Origin of the sequence: Kordiimonas marina, from assembly GCF_023006325.1 — a bacterium.
GTDB classification, from domain to species: domain Bacteria; phylum Pseudomonadota; class Alphaproteobacteria; order Sphingomonadales; family Kordiimonadaceae; genus Kordiimonas; species Kordiimonas marina.
Genome location: NZ_JAINDF010000005.1, coordinates 259,457 through 279,142 on the forward strand (window position 1 = coordinate 259,457; position 19,686 = coordinate 279,142).

At 53.1% G+C, this 19,686-nt stretch carries 9 protein-coding genes; 7 read left to right on the top strand and 2 right to left on the bottom strand.

Annotation, left to right across the window (positions count from 1 at the left end; genetic code table 11):
• Positions 1-568: 568 nt before the first annotated feature.
• The gene (locus tag K6118_RS13060) at positions 569-1,537 is read right to left on the bottom strand and encodes a hypothetical protein (RefSeq protein ID WP_247120812.1); all 969 of its coding nucleotides are present in this window, start codon (positions 1,535-1,537) and stop codon (positions 569-571) included.
• A 247-nt stretch (positions 1,538-1,784) separates the two neighbouring features.
• Between K6118_RS13060 and K6118_RS13065 the strand changes: the two genes are divergently transcribed.
• Genes K6118_RS13065 through K6118_RS13080 form a run of 4 tightly spaced genes read left to right on the top strand, consistent with a single transcriptional unit; the run spans position 1,785 to position 7,253 of the window.
• Positions 1,785-2,309, top strand: coding sequence for a TnsA endonuclease N-terminal domain-containing protein (locus K6118_RS13065; RefSeq protein ID WP_247120813.1), 525 nt, complete (start codon positions 1,785-1,787; stop codon positions 2,307-2,309).
• Positions 2,297-4,309: a DDE-type integrase/transposase/recombinase gene (locus tag K6118_RS13070; protein WP_247120814.1), complete on the top strand. Its 2,013-nt coding sequence runs from the start codon at positions 2,297-2,299 to the stop codon at positions 4,307-4,309. Before K6118_RS13065 ends, K6118_RS13070 begins: the two co-directional genes overlap by 13 nt.
• Positions 4,290-5,363: a TniB family NTP-binding protein gene (locus K6118_RS13075; RefSeq protein WP_247120815.1), complete on the top strand. Its 1,074-nt coding sequence runs from the start codon at positions 4,290-4,292 to the stop codon at positions 5,361-5,363. The genes K6118_RS13070 and K6118_RS13075 overlap by 20 nt, the downstream gene beginning before the upstream one ends.
• Positions 5,364-7,253, top strand: coding sequence for a helix-turn-helix domain-containing protein (locus K6118_RS13080; RefSeq protein ID WP_281500795.1), 1,890 nt, complete (start codon positions 5,364-5,366; stop codon positions 7,251-7,253).
• Between the two features lie 7 nt (positions 7,254-7,260).
• Here K6118_RS13080 and K6118_RS13085 read toward each other — a convergent pair whose 3' ends face one another.
• Positions 7,261-8,058, bottom strand: coding sequence for a metallophosphoesterase (locus tag K6118_RS13085; RefSeq protein ID WP_247120818.1), 798 nt, complete (start codon positions 8,056-8,058; stop codon positions 7,261-7,263).
• 123 nt (positions 8,059-8,181) lie between these two features.
• Here K6118_RS13085 and K6118_RS13090 point away from each other — a divergent pair, with 123 nt between their 5' ends.
• From K6118_RS13090 to K6118_RS13100, 3 genes are all read left to right on the top strand, one after another.
• Entirely contained in the window at positions 8,182-8,622 is a 441-nt protein-coding gene (locus K6118_RS13090; protein ID WP_247120819.1) for a hypothetical protein, read from the top strand.
• A gap of 284 nt (positions 8,623-8,906) precedes the next feature.
• Positions 8,907-13,280: a Calx-beta domain-containing protein gene (locus tag K6118_RS13095; protein ID WP_247120820.1), complete on the top strand. Its 4,374-nt coding sequence runs from the start codon at positions 8,907-8,909 to the stop codon at positions 13,278-13,280.
• Positions 13,281-13,384: 104 nt separating this feature from the next.
• Positions 13,385-19,681, top strand: coding sequence for an RHS repeat-associated core domain-containing protein (locus tag K6118_RS13100; protein ID WP_247120822.1), 6,297 nt, complete (start codon positions 13,385-13,387; stop codon positions 19,679-19,681).
• Positions 19,682-19,686: the final 5 nt, after the last annotated feature.

Genomic DNA, 19,686 nt, shown 5'->3' on the forward strand with positions numbered 1-19,686 from the left:
TACATTCTATTCGCGATGCAGATTCTATATGTACCGTTCTCACTGAACATTAGTTCGTTACTTCCAATTGATATTTCCAGGGATGCGCTCTCGAACTGGCAGCAGCAAGAGGTCGATCGAGCATGTAAGCATGTTCGAGGCGGGCTACTGATGTCTTGGGATTTCAAATATAAGTTGGAAAATGGAACGGCATCGGAAAAGCTATGTCTTCACAGGGTAATGGAGAAGCTCGATAGAGAGCGTACCCTGTATAACTGGGGAGCAATAGCTTTATCCCTTATTGTCCTAGGGTACCTAATTCGATACGTCATGTTGAGGAAAGCTGTGGAGCGTACCGATTTTTTCCGCGGGGAAAGTTTCGCTAGCATAAAGGTGGTGGAGTATTATTTCCCAAAGTATTTCTGCTTCTTTCCCTCATATCTTGCATGCGTAATTGTGATTCTTGCTGTCCTAGGTCTCGGCACTAGTACTGCCGACCTATTGAATTGGTAAGCTCTGCTTAGCAGGACAACATTCAAACATATAAATATCGCAAATATCCTGCTGCATCTCCAACAAACCTATTTGCCTAGTGACTGACTAGGTCCGGAATGCCTTGGGTTAGAACTTCTTTGATCGATATATATTGTCGGTCAGGCTGAGCCGAGAGTTCTGGTTTCTTTATAACGTGCAACTTATCGGGATCTTTGGCGTCCACCATAGCGATCCCAACGGAGTGCAGGCTCAGCACTTGTGCATCCTTGGCAAGGGCGTTGGCTACATCATCGGCTTGATCAATGACCACCCAGTAGTTTCGAAAGAATGTGGCGCCAAAGGCGATTTCGGCCAACATCTGTTTGCGTTTGATGCCTTGGATGCTTTTCCCACTCCAACGAAGGTCAAAGGCATCTATCCAGGCTATGCCATTGTCTTTGTAGCGGAGAGCTACTGCCGTTGGGGAAGCATAAGCAAAACGAAATTCCCGGAAATAGGCCCTCGCCTGAATGTCGCCTGTGAGCATGGCTAGGTTTTGGTCGACGAGCTCAGGGCCTAACTGCAACAATGTATTGAACTGTTTTCTGCCGTTTACAGAGTTCGAGGATTTAGGGTCTTGTCTGCCATCGCTCCGTCGCTGTTGCATAGCGGCAGCACCGGAAAGGCTTTGATAGATGGCCTGCACGTCCCTATGTGAAACGTCGCCAGTAAGGATCTGTCCAAACACTTCCTTGGCTTTGCCTGGGTCGATATCGTGGATGCGCTTCAAGAGCTCCATTGCGGCGAAGGGTGCTCGAGTCGTTGTGTCAGTAAGAATTTCGGGTTCACCGAACTCTTCTTTTGCCCTGCTTAGGAAATCACGTACCGCCACCATGCGCCGCAACATTGAAGGGCTGTAGCCACTCACTTCACCGGCAGATTCCAGCCACGCGCTCATGTTCTCGTACTTGTCTCGCCACGCTCGGGTCTGGAGTATTTCCCCCACGATTCCAGAGACTTCCCTCCAGTCAGTTTTCTCGCGCTTCGCATCTTTGATTGCTTCGAGTGCATTGGTGACGAGCATACAAATCCCCATTGTTTAATTTCAGTCGATCTTAAATATGCGGAGCGGTTTGTACAGTGTGAAAACAATCGTTGACTAATGTTGTATAGCGTTGCACATAATTGTGCAACAAAAGCGAGGAGTGGGTATGCAACATTCTAGAGCGCGTCGCGTTATCACCAGAGGGCCTTGCCGTGTGGTCGGCAAGTTCCCCAGCCGCAAAAGCGGCCGGTCACACCATTGGGAATCTCAGCTGGAACGGGATCGTATGTATCAGCTTGAACTTGACCCCAATGTCATCAGCTTTCGTGAACAGCCCATCACCATGCAGGTGACCGTGAATGGGAAAGCTCATCGATATACGCCCGACCTCGAGGTAATGACGAAGCGCGGCAAGGTGATTGAGGAAATCAAGCCAGCGCAAAGAGTGGCGGAATATGCCGAGCTCTTTGATGCCGTGTCCCGGGCTTTTGAGGATGCAGGCATTCCGTTCGTGGTGATCACGGATACGGAAATTCGTCGGCGGCCCTATATGGACAATGTCTCCTACTTGCTGAGATTTCGGTACTTCGACTTGGATGAACCGATGGTGGCATGCGTGCGCCGCCTTGTGAGGCCCAGGCGAATAGCCACCTTCCTCGATCTTAAACAGGCATTTTCTGAGGCCGATCTGCCGGCCTGGGGGCCCTGGGCGCTGCTGGCGCATAGTGCCCTGAGCATCGACCTGGAGGCGCCCATTGTCGATGCCAGTCCCGTTTCCTTGAATGAGGAGATCTGCCGATGCCTTCCGTAGCTCTGCTTACCAACACGCCCATCGAGATGGACGGCGATCTATACAGGATTGTCGGCAGGGTGAGAGCCGAACGCATTCATCTGGAGCGGTTCTCGGATCAGGAAATCACCCAGGTTTCCATGACCGAGATCATGGATAAGGTTTGCAAGGGCAAGGCGGTTATCAGGCTGCCGGTCAGAAATGGTAAGGCTCCCAGTCTCCGCATCCAGGGCAAGCTCAAAGAAGAGATTCAGGCGCTCAGTGCGAAGACACGCGCCATCTTCGAAAAGAAATACACCTACGTCAAAGGGGTGCTGGCCTACATGCCGATTCCGAGAACGAAGGAGAGGCTGACACCCATCATCGCAGAAGTTGCGGTCGAGCGTGGTGACAAGAAATGTCCCAGCGCGTCCAGCGTCTGCCGCTGGCTGAAGGACTATGAGGACGGATGCAGGGATCCCAGGGCGCTGATCCCGTCTTTCAAAAACCGTGGAAATCGTGAACGGCGACTGTGTGGGGAAGTGCTCGAAATCGTCCAGCGGGGCATTGAAGAGCACTTCTTAAACATCCAGCGAGGCTCACCGACTGCAGTGATGGATTATATTGTGCTGAAGATAGATGAGTTGAATCAGGTCAGATCGGAGCCTGAGCAGCTAGAAGCCCCTGACAAACGAACTGTATATCGGGCCATTGAAGCCGTCGATGCCTATACCCGATGCCTGAAGCGCTATGGGAAGGAGGCGACCGATCGTCAATTCAAAGGCGTGCAGCAGGCGTTATTGGCAACGCGGGCATTGGAGAGAGTAGAGATCGACCACACGGTTCTAGACCTGTTCGTGATTGACGAGGAAACGGGCATGATCATCGGTCGGCCTACGCTCACGATTGCGGTCGATTGCTATTCGCGCTGGATTGTCGGGTTTTATGTCGGCTTCGAGCCGCCTGGTTGGCAGTCGGTAATGCATTGTTTACGCCATGCAATTATGCCCAAAGACTGTTTGCGGGAGCGGTTTCCCAGCGTTTTGAATGAATGGCAGTGCTGCGGCGTGCCAGAGACGCTTGTTGTGGACAATGGTCGTGAATTTCATTCGGCCGATCTGGAACTGGCGTGCGAGCAGCTTGGGATTCAAATCCAATATTCTCCGCGTGGGAAACCCTGGTTCAAGGGCCGTGTTGAACGCTTGTTTGGCACGATCGGAACAAAGTTGCTGACTGGTGCAAGAGGCAAGACGTTGGGGCGGCTTCTGAGGAAAACGGAGTACGATCCGCAGAAGGATTCGATAGTCGGGCTCGAGCAGTTTACCGAGGCATTTTGCAAGTGGGTGGTCGATGTCTATGTGCGTGAGTACCATAGCGGCCTTTGCGATACGCCGTCCAACGTGTGGCTGCGCGGTCTCGAAGATCACCCAGGCCTCCGGGTGCCGACTTCGCTAGATGATTTCATGGTTGTCATGTCGAGCGTGCGGCCGCGCACTATACATCGCTATGGTATCGAACTGAATGGACTGAAGTATCAGTCCGAGGCGTTGGGACATCTGCGTCAGCGCCTCTACAAACGGGGAAACCCGCTGGTTGAGGTCAAGTTCGACCCCAGCAACCTGGGCTACATTCACGTCAAGGACCCAGGAGCTTCCGAGTATCTGTCGGTGCCAGCAGTCGAGCTTGAATATGCCCATGACACCAATCTTTGGCAGCACTCGGTGGTGCGCCGGTATATGCGGAGGCTGAAGGCCAAGGGCGAGAAAGGTGTTTGCCTCGCCAGAGCGCGTATTGAAATCGCGAAAATACTGAACGAGAGCCGAGTTCTAAAATTGCCAGTGGCGTCGAGCACCAGGGCGGCACGCTACCGTGGTGCAGGCAGCAACAACGTCTTGATGATCCCGCAGGAGGCGCGACCAACTGAAGCGGACACAGAGGATTTGATGCCCGACGGCACTGACTTTGCTGAGGACGGCGACTATGAAAACGAGGAGGGTGAAGATGGATGGGGAATCAGTACAAATGACGACTACCCAGAATGACCGACATGATGATGGTGCTGCATCATTTGATCCGGTTCTCAACCCAAAATTTGAGAAGTACGGTGAAGCCAACAAGGTTGTGATCGAGTACCCCCGCATGATGCGGGCGCTCAAGAAGGTCGAGGACTGTCGGCAGATGTCGAAAGGGGCTCGCGAGCCCGAATGCATGTTGATTATTGGCCAGCCCGGCGTCGGTAAGACTACAATCAAAGATCACTATTTGAGCCAGCACCCTCGCCAGGAAACCAAGGCTGGGACGCATGTGCCCGTCCTTGCCGCGACTATACCTGTGCCGGCGAAGATGAGCACCATGGCAACCGCGCTTCTTGCAGGCCTGGGTGATCCACTGGCTGCACACGGGGCTCTCGATGCAAAGACGCTTCGCCTGTATAAACTCGTCAAAGACTGCGGGGTTGAACTGATCATTCTGGATGAGTTCCAACATTTCATCGACAGGGACAATGACCGAGTGCTGCGCTCGGTTGCGGATTGGCTCAAAAACCTGATTACCGAAACCAAGAAACCGGTGGTACTCACAGGCTTACCCTGTTGCCGCAAAGTACTTGAGGCCAACGAGCAGCTCAGGCGGCGCTTTTCCTGTCAATTGAACGTTAATGCTTTTTCCTGGCGGGCACCGGGGCGTCCCGAGTTTCGAAAATTCCTGGCCTTGCTTCAGCGTAGCCTGCCGCTTGAAAGCGCCATCGATTTCTCCGACGAAGAGATGGCGAAGCGTTTCTATCATGCGAGCCATGGCCGGGTTGGTGCACTTACCAAAATTGCCAAAGGAGCGGTGTTCATCGCCCTTGAGAAGGGCGAGAAGCGCATCAGCCAAGAGATGCTTGCTCAGTCCTTTGCCGACCGCCTCTTGCCGCAGGAGGACCGCGGCCGCCGGAAGGACGATCCGGACAATCCCTTCCATGCTGGATGGGAACATGTTCAAAAGCAGGCGTTTGCAGCCATTGCAAGCAAGCATGCGAGTAAGCCTAAAGCGGCCTCAGGTCGGAGTAAGAAGCAGGTGCGGCAGGCGGCCGCGGAGGTTTTCAGGGCCGGATAAATGCATGATGTCCTTCATACCCGTCTGTTAAGACGCCCCAAACCGAAGCGTGGGGAAAGCCTGTTGGGCTATCTGACCCGGGTGTCCGACGAAAACGGGTATGACGGCCCCTACAGAATTTTCCAGATTGTCAGTTGCGATCCGTTATTGCCTTTACGGCAAGCGGGCTATGGCCCTCTGGCGGGACTTACCGATGTTTTGGGGCAGGAAATTCTGACACGCTGCTATTGGCCGGAGCGTGGCGGCAGCGGCAATCATCGTTTTTGTCGTACCGAAGTTAAGCGTTCCATGCTCAACTTGTCGCGGCCGCGGGTATGCCCTCTATGCCTGAAGGAACATCAAGCCCGGCTCATAGAGTGGGACTTGGCCAGCGTTGCCTGCTGTCCGCATCATCAGACCATATTGATTGATCAATGCCCAACATGTTCCTCCCCTTTGAGCTGGAAACATGCATCTGTTTCACGATGCGGTGTATGTGACGCTGACCTTTCGAAATCTCCCATGCGTGAGGCCGACCCTGGGGCGGTATCTCTGACATCGTTGATGTTGAGCAAAGCCGGCATGGTTGTGCCTTCATCTCAGATTGACGGCCCAGTCGAGGTGCCGCTGAACGAGATGAACCTCATATCCGTAATTCAAGCAGTCCTATTTTTAGGTTCCCATGCAAATGGTCGAGGCATTGGCGTTGGCAACTGGCTGTGTGCCCGTTTGACGGCCGCGGCTATGCATCGTGTAGTCGCCTCTGCCGCCTCAATTCTGTTCGGATGGCCAGGCAGCTATTTTGAGTTTCTCGCTAAAGTCCGGGAGGCTTGGTCAGGTCGAACGGGCTTGGTATACGAGTTCGGCAGTTTCTATGAGACACTCACCAAATCGCTGCCGGGGCCACAATTCGACTTCCTGAGGAATGAGTTTGAGCGTTTCCTGACCGAAAGCTGGGATGGCGGCTTTCTATCTCAAAAGAACAGAAAGCTGAATGTTCAGGCATCTGAAGTGTTCATTCCCAAGGCTCGGGCGGCGGAGATTCTTCATGTTCGCCCTAAGACTATAGATCAATTGCATAGGACTGGGAGCCTGGAGGGCGTTAGGCGACAAATGGGAGGGCGCCATCTGGTGCTCATACGTACGGATAGTGTCCGCAAATATCAGTACCACCAGCAAAGTTTGATGACTGCGCAGGAAACTAGCACCGCTCTGGGGCTATCGGAAAAGCCGCTAAAAGACCTGGTGCAAGAGGGTTTGCTGCTGCCGTCTCCCACAGCACCGGCCAATCGTTCACGACCTTACGTCTTCGATCAGAAAGATGTCGAGGCGTTGCTCGATCTAGTATTTTCCGGGGTGGTCAAATGCAAACCGGATCAGGGATATCTTTCCTATTCTGTAGCAATGAGAAAGCTGACAGCCGTCGGCTGGACGGTGTCGCGACTAATTAAAGAGATTCGGGATCGTGGAATATTGGTGCGGGGGCGCGATATGTGTAGGGTTGGTGTCCAGCAGTGTGTGTTCGGCCCAGCGGATATCGAACGGGTCATAAAGATGCACGCGATTGCTCCTCAGGGTCTATACACATTACCAGAGGTGGCGGAGAAGCTGGGTTTGAAGCAGCAAGTGGTCTATGCGCTCGTGAAATCTGGTAAGCTTCCCTCATCCAAGGAAAAACGTCGTGGTCGCTCTGTGACCTTGGTTTCCGATGCGGATGTGGCCCGGTTCAATCGAACCTACATTTCGGCCGCGAAGATTGCCGCGAGCCATCACACGTCCTCTCGTTACGCCATTCAAATGCTGCGAAATAAAAATGTTGGACCTGTCACAGGGCCAGACATTGATGGAAACCGGCAGGTGTTTTTCCGCCGGTCAGATGTTCCTGTGGCATTCTCTGTTCGTGCACGGTGAGGTGGGCTTAAGAAAGTTCGATAACTCCCCACTTGAACGGCCCGAGTTCGCCAGGGTAACCGCGTTGTTGGGAGATAATGCGCGTCCGGCCAATTGCAAGTTCCGTCGAAAAGTGAGTGTGTCCTGTGATCCATACATCTGGAGCCAAAGCGCCTGTCTCGATCGCACTTTGCCAGTCGTTGCAGAAATAGGCCGAAAGCGGCGACCCAGCGTATTGGGGATCACTCATGAACACCGGTGGGAAATGGGTAATGGCGACAGTTGGGCCATCGAATGGTTCAGCCAGAGCATGTTCCAGAAAGCGGCGGCTGTCGGCATTCTTTTTAGCAGTGTCGAGCGGCGTAAGTTTGCGGCCCTTGCGCCGTCCTGTTTGCGCAACCCTGATGGCGCTATAGTCGGTGATTGATCGAGCTGCCTCATGGCGTGCGTAGGCTGGGTCATTGGTTGCCAAGAAATCGGACCAAAGCAGGCAACCGGCAAAGCGGATATCTTTGATCTCAATGGTATTGTTTTCTAGGAAATGGACGTTGTGCATGTCCTCGGCGTGAGTGCGGCAATCGGCAACGAAGCTATCCATCTCCTGGCTGTAAAGCTCATGATTGCCGAGGATCGCAATGACGGGGATGTCCAAACTTTGGGCGCACGATTGAGCATACTTCAAAAAAGTAGGGTAGCCTCTCTCTTTATCCCTTCCGGTACAGATATCGCCAGCGAGCACTAAAATATCGGCCTCTCGAATAGGATCGAGCGCGGGCGCTGCTTCGCCAAATTCCAGATGTATGTCGCTGCCAAAGGCGATCTTCATGATTTGCACCCCAGTTATCTAGGTTAGTTTTGTGGCCCTTTTTATGGGTCAAGTATAGCTTACCTCGCCTCCTCCTTGGCATGATTGATCGATCGGCGTAAACTGTCGATCTTGGAGATGACCATGCTTGCGGATGTTGCCAAAATCGTTGAGTTGCTCGGAGGGGAAGGCGCGCTGGGTCGGCGCGTTAGGTCTCCTTATGACCTTGTCCAGCTCGAATTGGCTGGAATTCCTTTTGCTGCATTTCAGGCTTTCTTTGATACTATTGTAGCGAGCCGACCACCAATTTCGAGAGCCGAAATTAAGCGAACCATATTTTCCGGTAGCCGACCAAATAGCCAAGGCCTGATGGGGAGGAAGGCGTCGGCAAGATTGCTACGATTGGCAAATCTGCAGGCAATGGCGACAGTTGCGATAGGAACAAAAAAGGGAATGGAGGAGTTTCTTTTCTGTCCACACAAGGAACTAGACGGACGCATCCCATTTGTATTGAGCAAGTCCGAACTTGGGGGATGGCAGACGGATGTGATAATTGCCCGCGCTGAACACGGGTTACCTGTTTGAGCGACTATAAGGGATAGTTTCTCTATTTTCCAAAGTGTACTTATACAATAGTGAGCTCTATTTTTGATCTGCGTCGGCGATAAATTACAAATCATAGATTGCAGAAAATGGTCTGACCGGGCCGCGTGTCAGAAAAAAATACATCCCTGTATCCCTCAGTGAGCAACGAGTTCGGCCTATATAGGTTACTGGAAAATTAATTTTCTATTGACAGTTGCGGTAATATTTTATCACAAAACAATCTAAAGATATATTTATACACTCTTGTAGCTTGGGGGCTAACAGTGCGATTGGGGTTTATTCGAGCGTCCGTTCGGGCGCTTGCGAAGGGTTTTCTGTCCTTTTCTCTTTTGATTATGCTGGTTTCATCCGGGTCTGCGCGGGCAGGCAACGGTGTCAGCTACCAGTATGACAAGCAGGGACGTCTGACACAGGTCTCCTATGCTGAAGGGTCCAGAACGGTTACCTATGCTTACACCTATGATGCGGCAGGTAATCGCCGGACAGTGTCGGTGAGCGGTCTTGATCAACCCCAAGTAAAGATCTTCAACGACCGCGCCCTCGAAAACAATCCTACGGGCAGTATCTGGCCTACCGTGTATCTGACCTCCCCAGCTACCAAGGATGTAACGGTTCAGTGGGTCGCAGTCGACGGGTCGGCTACGTATGGCGCTGATTATCTCAAGAATGCTGGCACGGCCGTCATTCACCAGGGCACCCAAACGGCGACAATCGAGATCCCGCTCCAGGATGATACTATCAAGGAAGGTGATGAGACCTTCACAGTCAAGCTGGTGAGCGCAAACGGTGCCGAGATTGTGGCTGGTGACAAGGACAGCGCGATCGCGACCATTCGGGACGATGACGTTGCCCATTTCAATGTGGCGGATGTCACGGCGGCGGCGGAAGGCGACTATGTAGCGCTGACGATTGATAAGGTCGGAGGGGCGAGTCAGACCATCGATGTCACCCTTGGTGTTTCCGGGGTGGATGCTGTTAATTCAGCAACGGAAGTGGTGGACTATGAGACCACGCTCTATTCGGCACCGGACGTACCGCTTACTAGCACCACGCTGACCTTTGCGCCGGCAGAGACCCAAAAAACGGTGTACGTCAAGACGGTGGCAGACACGGTCTATGAGCCCGATGAGTATTTCTATCTTGCCCTGAATTGGACCTCTCAAGATGGGTGCCAAACCACGGACGGCAGTTGTCATTCCTCGGAGAAGGGACAGGTTACTATCCCCAACGATGACCCTCAGCCGACGGTCAAGATTGGCAATACTGCGAACCGGGAAGGCAATGGTCTGAACTTCACGCTGTGGATGACCAACCAGTCCTACCAGCCGGTAACGGTGACGATGACTGTGGCCGACACATCGGCGACCAACACGGAAGGTTATGCATCGGCGACCTTTGGTGTCGACTATGACGTGAGCCAGGCCACAGTGTCGGATACTGGCGCCTTTACCATATCCGGCAATACGCTGACCTATGTATTTCAGCCGGGCGTGGGCAGTGTACAGCTGACGATTCCGTCACTGCAGGATAGTCTGGTTGAAGGCTATGAGGCCTTTTACGTCAATATTGCCAATGTAGATCAGGGTCTGATCGACAGCACCCAGTTTGAAGGCCGGGGCCGCATCAACGATGATGATACGGGTCTGACGGCCAGCATCAGTAGCCCGGCGCCAGTCCTTGAAGGCAACAGCGGTGCGGGGAATACAATCAGCTTCCCGGTTACCTTGTCGGCTAATGCCTTTGACAGCACCACGATTAACTGGTCTGTGACTGGGGGCTCAGCGACGGCGGGCACAGATTACACTGGCGCGACATCGGGAACGCTTACGATCCCGATGGACAGCAACAGCGGCGTGATCCAGTTCACGACCAAGCCGGATACCACCTATGAGCCCAATGAAACGCTTCAGGTTACGCTCAGTTCAGCGACCAACGCGTCCATCAGCGGCAGCAATGTGGCGACGGCGACCATCAGCAATGATGATAACGCCCCACCGGTCATCACCGCCGGGTCAGCGACGCTTTCCGAAGCCGAGAACACGCTGACGACGACTGTGCTGAGCACCTATAATGCGACGGATCCTGAGGGCGGGACACTGACTTACAGCTTGACCGGGACGGATGCTGGTGACTTCACGATCAACAGCAGTGGTCAGTTAAAGTTCAAGGCCCGGCCTGACTATGAAGCCCCAGCCGACAGCAACGCGGACAATGTCTACAATGTGACAGTCAAAGTGACGGATCCGGCCGGTCTTTCCGATACCCAGGCAGTGGCTGTCACGGTGACCAACGTGAACGAACTTCCGGTCTTCACGGCAGGCGCTACCACCATCACGAATGCCGAAAACACAGCTGCCTCGACGGTTCTGAGCACCTATAGCGCGAGCGACCCGGAAGGCAGTGCCCTCACTTATACCTTGGGAGGGGATGATGCCAACGTCTTCACGATCACTAGCGGTGGTCAGCTGCAGTTCAAGGTCTCGCCGAACTATGAAGCGCCGACTGACAGCAATGGCGACAATGTCTATAATGTGATTGTCACGGTCTCGGATTCGAGCAGTCTGTCTTCGGCAAAGGTCGTTACGGTCACGGTAACCAATGTGAATGAAGCGCCGACTGCTACGAGCGATGACGAGGGGCAGGTTGATATCTGGAACAGTGTCGACCAAATCCATGGCAAGATCGTTACTTTCGATGCTCACCTGGCCAACTCTACAGGTGTCGCTGATAACGACAGCGACCCCGACGCCGGTGATAAGGCAGCTCTGAAGTTCCATTCAGTTTCTGTCTCGGCTGGATACCCAAGCGCTGGCACCACGATTAGTACCGATGGCTCTCAGGTCGATATCAACCTGCGTAAGTGTGGCTATTACCAGTTCGACTACACGGTTGAGGACCCTGGCGGGTTGGTCTCCAATGTGGCGACCATGAAGGTGCAGGCGATTTCGACGTCTACTTCTGTGGCCTGTCCGATTGTGGTGCCGTCGGGCACGACGACACCGACGGCTTCGTTGGCTACGAATGCGACTGTTGCGGAAGGCACGGCCACGGCCAACACGCTGCAGGTTCCTGTCACCTTGTCCTCGGCTGCGATTGCCGACACGACCGTGACCTGGCAGATCGTCAGCGGCGGCAGTGCGGTTGCCGGCACAGACTTCGTGGCGCCCAGCACCAATTATGTGAACATCGCCTCGGGTCAAACGACCGGTTATATCCAGATCCAGACGATCCCGGATGCGGTAACTGAAGCCGACAAGACAATTCAGTTGCAGTTGGTGAGCGGTACAAACGCAGATATCAACACCGGGATCGTAACATCCACGATCACAAATGATGACGGTGGGCCGAGCTTTAGCATCAACAATGTGAGTGCCACTGAAGGTGGGACGCTCACATTCACCATCACCAAAACCGGTGCGACTGCGCTTTCACATAGCGTTAGCTATGCAACAGCTAACGGCACGGCCGGGTCTAGCGATTATACCGGCAAGTCCGGGACGCTGACCTTCGCTCCTGGCGACACCTCGAAAACGGTGAGCGTAGCGACGACACAAGATAGCATCTATGAAACGAACGAGACAGTGAAGCTTAACCTGTCGGGTGCGACGGGTGGTGCCACGATAAGTGGCAGCCAAGGCATTGGAACTATCAACAATGATGATAGTGGGCCGAGTTTCAAAGTTAGTAATTCTAGCGTCACGGAAGGTGGGAACCTGACCTTCACGATTACCAAGGTCGGCTCGACGGCCAAGAGTCACAGCATCAGTTATGCTACGGCGAATGGCACGGCCGGGTCTGGCGACTATACCAGCAAGTCCGGGACGCTGACCTTTGCTCCTGGCGACACCTCGAAGGCTGTGAGCGTAGCGACGACTGGGGACACCGTTTATGAGAATAACGAGACGGTAAAGCTTAACCTGTCGAGTGCGACCAATGGCGCCACGATCAGTGATAGCCAGGGTATCGGTACCATTGTCAATAATGATGCGGCACCGACCGTGAACATCTGGCTTTCTGGCGGTGCATCGAAGGCGGAAGGCAACAGCTTCACCTTCATTGTTGCGAAGAGTGGTTCTACGGCGCTGACCCATAAGGTCACCTTCTCGACGGCGAATGGCACGGCGACGGCGGGCTCGGATTATACGGGCAAGAGCGTGACACTGACATTCCCGGCCTCTGGCGCGGATTATCAGACACAGTCCGTGGTCGTGAGTTCGATCGACGATACCAAGTGTGGTGAAGGTAATGAGACCTTCAATGGTAAGCTCTCAGGGGCAACCAATGGCATGACCTATGTCAACACGTCGAAGACAGTGACGATCACCGAGAATGACAACTGCCCACCTCATGCGGTCAATGACAGCTATACGGCGCTTGTTCAGCAAACCAACACGTTCAACGTGCTCAACAACGACTATGACACTGACGGCGGGACGCTCACTATCACAGCGGCAAGCAAGGTTAGCGGGGTCATTGGTAATGTCTCTCACACCGGGTCATCCGTCTCCTACACACCACTACAATGCGGCTCAGCGACGCTTAAATACACCATCAGCGACGGCCAGGGCGGCTCGGCTACGGCGAATGTGGCGGTGACGGTCAGTGGCAGTGGCTGTACAGGCGGCAGCCTCAATTAACGCACAGAAATTTCTTCCGGAGGCGGCGCACGACCTGCCTCCGGAGACCAACTGAATTGATATGAAAAGCTTTAACCCGAAACGGGGGCGATAGGGTGATTGGGATGTTTGTTAAGAAGGCGATCAAAAGTGTAGTATCGGCAGCCATTGTCGCGGGGGGTACACTAGTTGCTCCTGGAGTGAGTGCAGCTGTTCCCGTCGTTCATATGTATGACGGTATTGAAAGGACGCCAGGAGCCACTTTTACCTCTGCAACCGGCCATACACCTACCTGGACTGTTGGTATTCATCCCGAAATTCTGGCATTAGCCCGGTCGCTGAAGAATGATCCTGCGCTGATTTACCAGTATGTGCGGGACAATATCGAAACCCTACCGATGTTCGGCCTGCAAAAGGGTGCGCTCGGAGCGCTGATCGACAAGAAAGGCACGGCCCTCGACCAAGCGGCTCTGATGGTTGAGCTCCTGAAGGCGGCGCATGCTAATAAGCCTGCCGTCGATTATTTGCCGACATACCGCTTCATAAAGGCGCAGCTCAGCCCTGCCGAGATGGCGAGTTGGTTTGGTCTTTCCGATCGTCAGGACGTCTGTAACCTGCTTAAGGCTGGCGCAATTCCGTTTTCGATAACGGTGACGCAAGGCGCCACGGGGACGACGGATTGCGCGGCCATCGGGCAAGGCAGCTACGATAACGTTCAAATTCTTCACGCTGTCGTGGAGGCGACAGTTAACAGTGCATCCGCTGCGTTTGACCCGTCCTATAAGGTGCAGACCTACCATCAAGCACGCAGTTCGCTCGCAACGGACATGGGCTATGACTATAGCACTCTGCAAGGAGATGCTTCATTCACGGTAAATACCAATACGACTACGGGTATTACGGCTGTATCAGGGGATGTGCATTCGAATGTAGAAACCGACCTTGCGGCTTACGCCTCAACACTCGTCAGCACGCTGAAGAAAGATACAGCGCAGGGTGACTCGGAAGACGCGTACAAGCTGTCGATGGTAGATGTGGTTGGTGGCGTTGAAATTGCCAAGGACAAAGATCAGGCAACATTGCCGACGACGTGGCTAACATTGTCACAGCTCCCGCACTATAGTGCAGCTTATGGGACGGGCTCAACAGATGTGCCTGATCAGTACCGGACCAAGGTCACATTGACCTATAATGGCCAATCCTTCAGCGCCTTTATGGATGAGCTCGCGGGCAAGAAGTTGTGGCTTTCTATTTCCGGTACATCACCAAGTGTGTATCTGAAATTTATGGTGAACGACCGTGTGGCGTGGTCCGTTCTGTATGATGACACGGTCATCAGGTTGATCACCAAAATCACACACCCGTATGGTGATACAAGCGCTGACTACACTCAAAGCTTTAACCTGCCTGTGTATGTGCAGAGAAGCTTCCCGCTGTTTATATCGTCGGGCGATTTTGGCACGGGGGCAATGGGCCGCTATTTGGACAGTAACTGGCAAAAACTTGGCGAGGATACTTCACTTGATACAGCCGGAATTCCTGATACCACAGAGGGACTTCTTGCTGTTGGCGCACAATTTCTAGCCCAGCAAAGTCAGCTCAACCACATCGTGGCTGGCGTATCAGGCTCCCGCATCCTGACTCACAATACAGTTGGTGTTATCACCACCGAGGGTAACATAGGACAAGCCTCCTATGCGGATTTTAGGAGCCAAGTGTCTATCGTTAGCCTTGGAAACGGTACATCGACATCGGCGGAATTGTCTGCGTCCAGGTCTGCGACGGCCGACACGCTGACATCCGCATCAAGTGCTCTAGAAGGCGCCGTTTTTGATCAGTTCGCGGATGATCACGGGACGGATGCTGCAACGCACACGTCGGTACAAATGCTTGCTTACACCTTGCGAAGTGGCGGAACACTGTACGATGTTCCGGCAAATGCTATCTCAAATATCCAGAGTTCACTGAGCAATTATAGCGCCAATGTTCTCACAAGGCTTAGTGACTATAATACTGATGCCACTCAGCCCTACAGGTTGATCGTTTCTGATGCCGGTGGTATCGGCACCATTAGCCTGGTTGGGTATGTGGCGATCGATGACACCACTGGCAACACCGGTTTTCTGGTGGATCAAGATAGTTCCACACCCTCATACAACTATACCAAGATTGTGCCACTCAAAGGGGCCACGACACCCTATAGCATTCCATCGGGCATGGAATATCTTTACCAGATGATCCAGGCTGCAGAAGGTACGAATTCTGAGACTATTCCCGCCGCCGGTGCTGCGAGCGTTACGCGGACTTTTTTGAAAACCGGCGCAGGAAGTTTCCCCTACTCGCTCTCCTATACTCCGACCTATGTAGTGGGTAGCGGCTGGACGGACTCGCTCGATATTTCGGCTTATTTCAGTGGCAATGGGATGGTTGCCCTGGGCTCAAGGACACCTGTGGAGGCTGCCAATGCGATTGCAGCGCTTCACGCCACGTATGACTATCTGAAAAACTGCATATCGGCATCCACTGCTCCGTGCGGAAAGGGCGAGCAGGTCGCTTTCTCTGCAGTCACTATGAGCTGGCTCCAGAAAAAGTTGCGTGACAATGTTTTCAATGTCAGCCAGGGCAATTCGGTTACCGCTTACACAAAATTGGCTGATGGAAAATATTTTGGCCCTGAAGGTGATGTAAGGTCCTTCTCCTCGTCTGGCTCAGGCAGTTCGGCTCAGGTCATCCTGACCCAGCAGAATGGCACAAAAATGACTTTCGATGCCCTCGATTCAAGTGGGCGGTCATTTTCCCTGACCACATGGCATTGGCCTTTTGGTGTGACGTTGACTTTTTCCAATGTCAGCGGCCAACGCACGGTTAGCAACAACCTGGGGCGTAGCTTAACCTTCAATAGCGTGACAAATGAAGTCACGGATGAGAACGGACGCAAGGTTACTCGGACAGAGACAAGCACGACCCATACCTTTACGTTGACGGGTCTCGGCACGCATGACTTGGCGACATATAGTATCGACAGTGATGGCAGGATCGCATCGATCTCCACACCTGTGGATACGGATCAGACTACCTTTACCTATGATGCGCTCGGTAGGCTTGTTTCCCAGAATGTTAAAGATAGGGGGGAGACGGATTATTATTCCAACAATTGGCGCTCGGAAACGGTTTCACCGCGAGGCGCCAGCCAGGTCGTTTATAGTGATCCCTATGGCCGTTATAGCCGTTTGGTCGATGCTGCGGGCCGTGAAACTGAACAGCGGTTCGATCGCTTGGGCCGACTTATCTATGCGTCTGTCCCGGCTGATGCCAATGGGGATTATACCTATGTGGAATATAGCTATGACCGCTATTACAATAGGCTGAGCAAGACGGTTTTTGCCAAGCCGGTAAATAGTAGCCGTACTAAAAAAACGACGACCTATAGCTATTACGGCACCGGAAAATACAGGCAACTTGCGTCGATAACGGTGTTGGACGGTACGTCCGATAGTAAAACAACCTCGTTTGACTATGTCACGTCAGGCAATGGGGTCGGCAAGCTTCAGAGTAAAACCTTGCCGAGCGTTTCCTATGTGCAGGATGATGGCACGACGACGTCAGGCGCGCTTGTTACGCAATATAGCTATACGGCTGAAGGCTTGCCCTCTCAGATTACCGCGCCGGATGGGACTATCACGGAGTATGGCTATACTGTTGATGCGAATGGTAACACGGGCGGAGTTCCGACCAGTGTGACTGTTTCAAAGGGAACAACGTCCCAAACAGTGACGCTGGATTACTGGCCTGATGGTGACCTTTTGCGGGTTACGGATGCCAGAAGCAAGGCAACGACAATCACTTACAATGATTTCCGTCAAAGGCTTAAAGTCAGCGGCCCTGAAAGTGTTGAGGTCGACTATAACTATTATGATGACGGGCGGTTGAAGGCAGTCAAAAGCAGGCAGGATGATAACACCACCTTCAACAACACCAAAACCTATGATGGCGCAGGCCGGATAACGTCGGTCACGACAAGTATTGAGCATACGACTTACGATAGTTCCGGGAATCCGCTTACAGTGGCGGAGACGGCAGTCCATACCACATCTATCTCCTATGATGATGCTAACGGGATCATCACGGTTACCGATCCAATGAATGTTGAGTCACAGCGTTATTTTGACCTTCTTGGGCGGCTGACCAAGGTTATCTCCGCCGTTGGGTCAACGGATGAGATCACTGAGAAAACCGGCTACAATACCGATGGCACCGTTGCCTATGTCGAGGACGGCCGTGAACTCCAAACCCTCTACAGTTATGATGAATGGAACCGCCAGGTAAGCACATCCTATGCGGGCGGTAGGAGTGAACAAGTAACGGCGTTTGACCCTTACGGGCGCCCGAAAACCCTTCAGACCTTTGGTGGGGACACGATAACATTGGGCTATAACGCTGTAGGCTGGGTTACATCCCGTTCGATAACGTCCGGTCCTTCCTATGCTTATACTTATGATGCCGCAGGACGTCAGCGGAGTGAGGTTCGAACTGAGACAGACAACACCACGACTAGCGTCACGCACACCTATGATGATCTTGGCCGTCCGAAGCAGGAAACTGGTGCCTATGGCTATACCATGGACTATAGCTATGATGACGCCAATGGTAGCTATGACCTGACCTATTTCTCGGGCACCAGCCAGTCTTACATGGTTAGATATCAGATGGATGGTTTGGGCCGTGTGACCTCAGTCAGCGAAAACGGCACTACTGCGGTCGCCAGCTACAGCTATGATCCGCTTAGCCGTGTGACCAACATAACCTATGGCAATGGCAGTAAGCAGGACTTCACCTACGATGCTGATAACGGCTGGTTAGATAGCTTGACGCTTGATGCCAATGGCGACGGGGACACAGCAGATGCCGGAGAGGCGACTTTCAGCTATATCGGTCATGACGCGCTTGGGCGTATCACGTTCGAAAGCGTTTCCAACACCGACTATCTGTGGAAGCCCTCCGGCCCGAACCTGACCAATGGGACGACGACTTATTCGGCGCTGGCGGATGGCACTAAGGCCGCAAATGCGGACAACCAGTATGAAAAACTGACGGTCAAGGACCTGGCGGGGACTACAGTGCTGGATACCAAGACACCCGGCTATGATACCAAGGGTAACCTCACCAGTTTCGGTGAATATAGCTATGTTTATGACCAGGAAAACCGCCTGACGACGGTCAAGAAGCAGGTGAATGCCACCACGCAGGTAACCGTGGGCAGCTACAGCTATGATGCCACTGGCCGTCGAGTACAGAAGGTGGTGGGCAATGTGACCACCCGGTATTTCTGGGCTGGAGCCACGACCTATGCCGAGCTGAATGAGAATGACGTGGTGCAGCGCGTCTATGTCTATGGCCCAGGTATTGACAACCCGGTGATGGTGAAGGAAGCGGACGGTACCAAGAATTATGTCCACCGGGACGGTAAGGGCAATGTGGCAGCGGTTTCAAATGCCGCGGGCACAGTGACGCCGTTCCCGATGTCAGCTTGGGGTGAGGGGGCGGATGCATCCAAAAGCCCCTACAAGTTCACGGCACGTCGGATGGATGATGAAAGCGGGCTATATTACTACCGCAACCGCTACTATCAGCCTGAACTTGGACGCTTCATGAGCCGGGATCCGATCGGCTATGGTGACGGCCTCAACATGTATGCCTATGTCCACAATGATCCTGTCAACAATGTGGATCCATTAGGACTGGCGACTGTAAAATGCGAAGAACCTGACCAATGGGGCGGCTGGTATGAAGTCATATGCAGCCCAGACGGGGGCGGAGATAGTGCACCAAACGGTTATGGTGCACAAGTCACAGGCCATGGGGACTATGGTAGCGCATCAAATAATCAACACACTGGTTCTGGCAGTGGTAGTAACAAAAAGAAAAAAGACGATCCGTGTAAGAAGCTGGCCGACACCAAGGATATCTCGAACGACTTAAAGGCGGCTATCAATACTCAAATAAAACGAGTAGAAGAGATAAGGGCTTTGACAAACACTGGGAACGGCACCAATTCGAAATATCAATCCTCATACCAAGGCTTGGATATGGGGGGATATGTTCACAGGGCAACTACCCAAGAATTATGGAAGAGGCGCATTTTTGGGGTGTTCGGTGTGGGTGGAGACCCTATGGTGGCGGGCTATGTGCTCGAAGCTATTAATATCAATGCAGCGGGGGGGTACCCTACGAGAGCGGGAACTTTTGGAGGTTGTATGAATTGTGTAAATGAAGGAGCTGATGCTCTCGTTGTTGGTGTGACGCCTGGTTATTCGAAAGATTATAACATGCGCCGCTTACCATATTTTCAAAAGATTGCCGAAGCCATTAAAGCACCTGTAGTAGTTGTGACAGACGATGGCACTAATTGCGTGGTTAAATAGAAGAA

Coding starts and splice junctions, on each gene's coding strand:
- K6118_RS13060 (WP_247120812.1), bottom strand. CDS start 1,537: ATGCTCGTCACCAATGCACTCGAAGCAATCAAAGATGCGAAGCGCGAG.
- K6118_RS13065 (WP_247120813.1), top strand. CDS start 1,785: ATGTATCAGCTTGAACTTGACCCCAATGTCATCAGCTTTCGTGAACAG.
- K6118_RS13070 (WP_247120814.1), top strand. CDS start 2,297: ATGCCTTCCGTAGCTCTGCTTACCAACACGCCCATCGAGATGGACGGC.
- K6118_RS13075 (WP_247120815.1), top strand. CDS start 4,290: ATGACGACTACCCAGAATGACCGACATGATGATGGTGCTGCATCATTT.
- K6118_RS13080 (WP_281500795.1), top strand. CDS start 5,364: ATGCATGATGTCCTTCATACCCGTCTGTTAAGACGCCCCAAACCGAAG.
- K6118_RS13085 (WP_247120818.1), bottom strand. CDS start 8,058: ATGAAGATCGCCTTTGGCAGCGACATACATCTGGAATTTGGCGAAGCA.
- K6118_RS13090 (WP_247120819.1), top strand. CDS start 8,182: ATGCTTGCGGATGTTGCCAAAATCGTTGAGTTGCTCGGAGGGGAAGGC.
- K6118_RS13100 (WP_247120822.1), top strand. CDS start 13,385: ATGTTTGTTAAGAAGGCGATCAAAAGTGTAGTATCGGCAGCCATTGTC.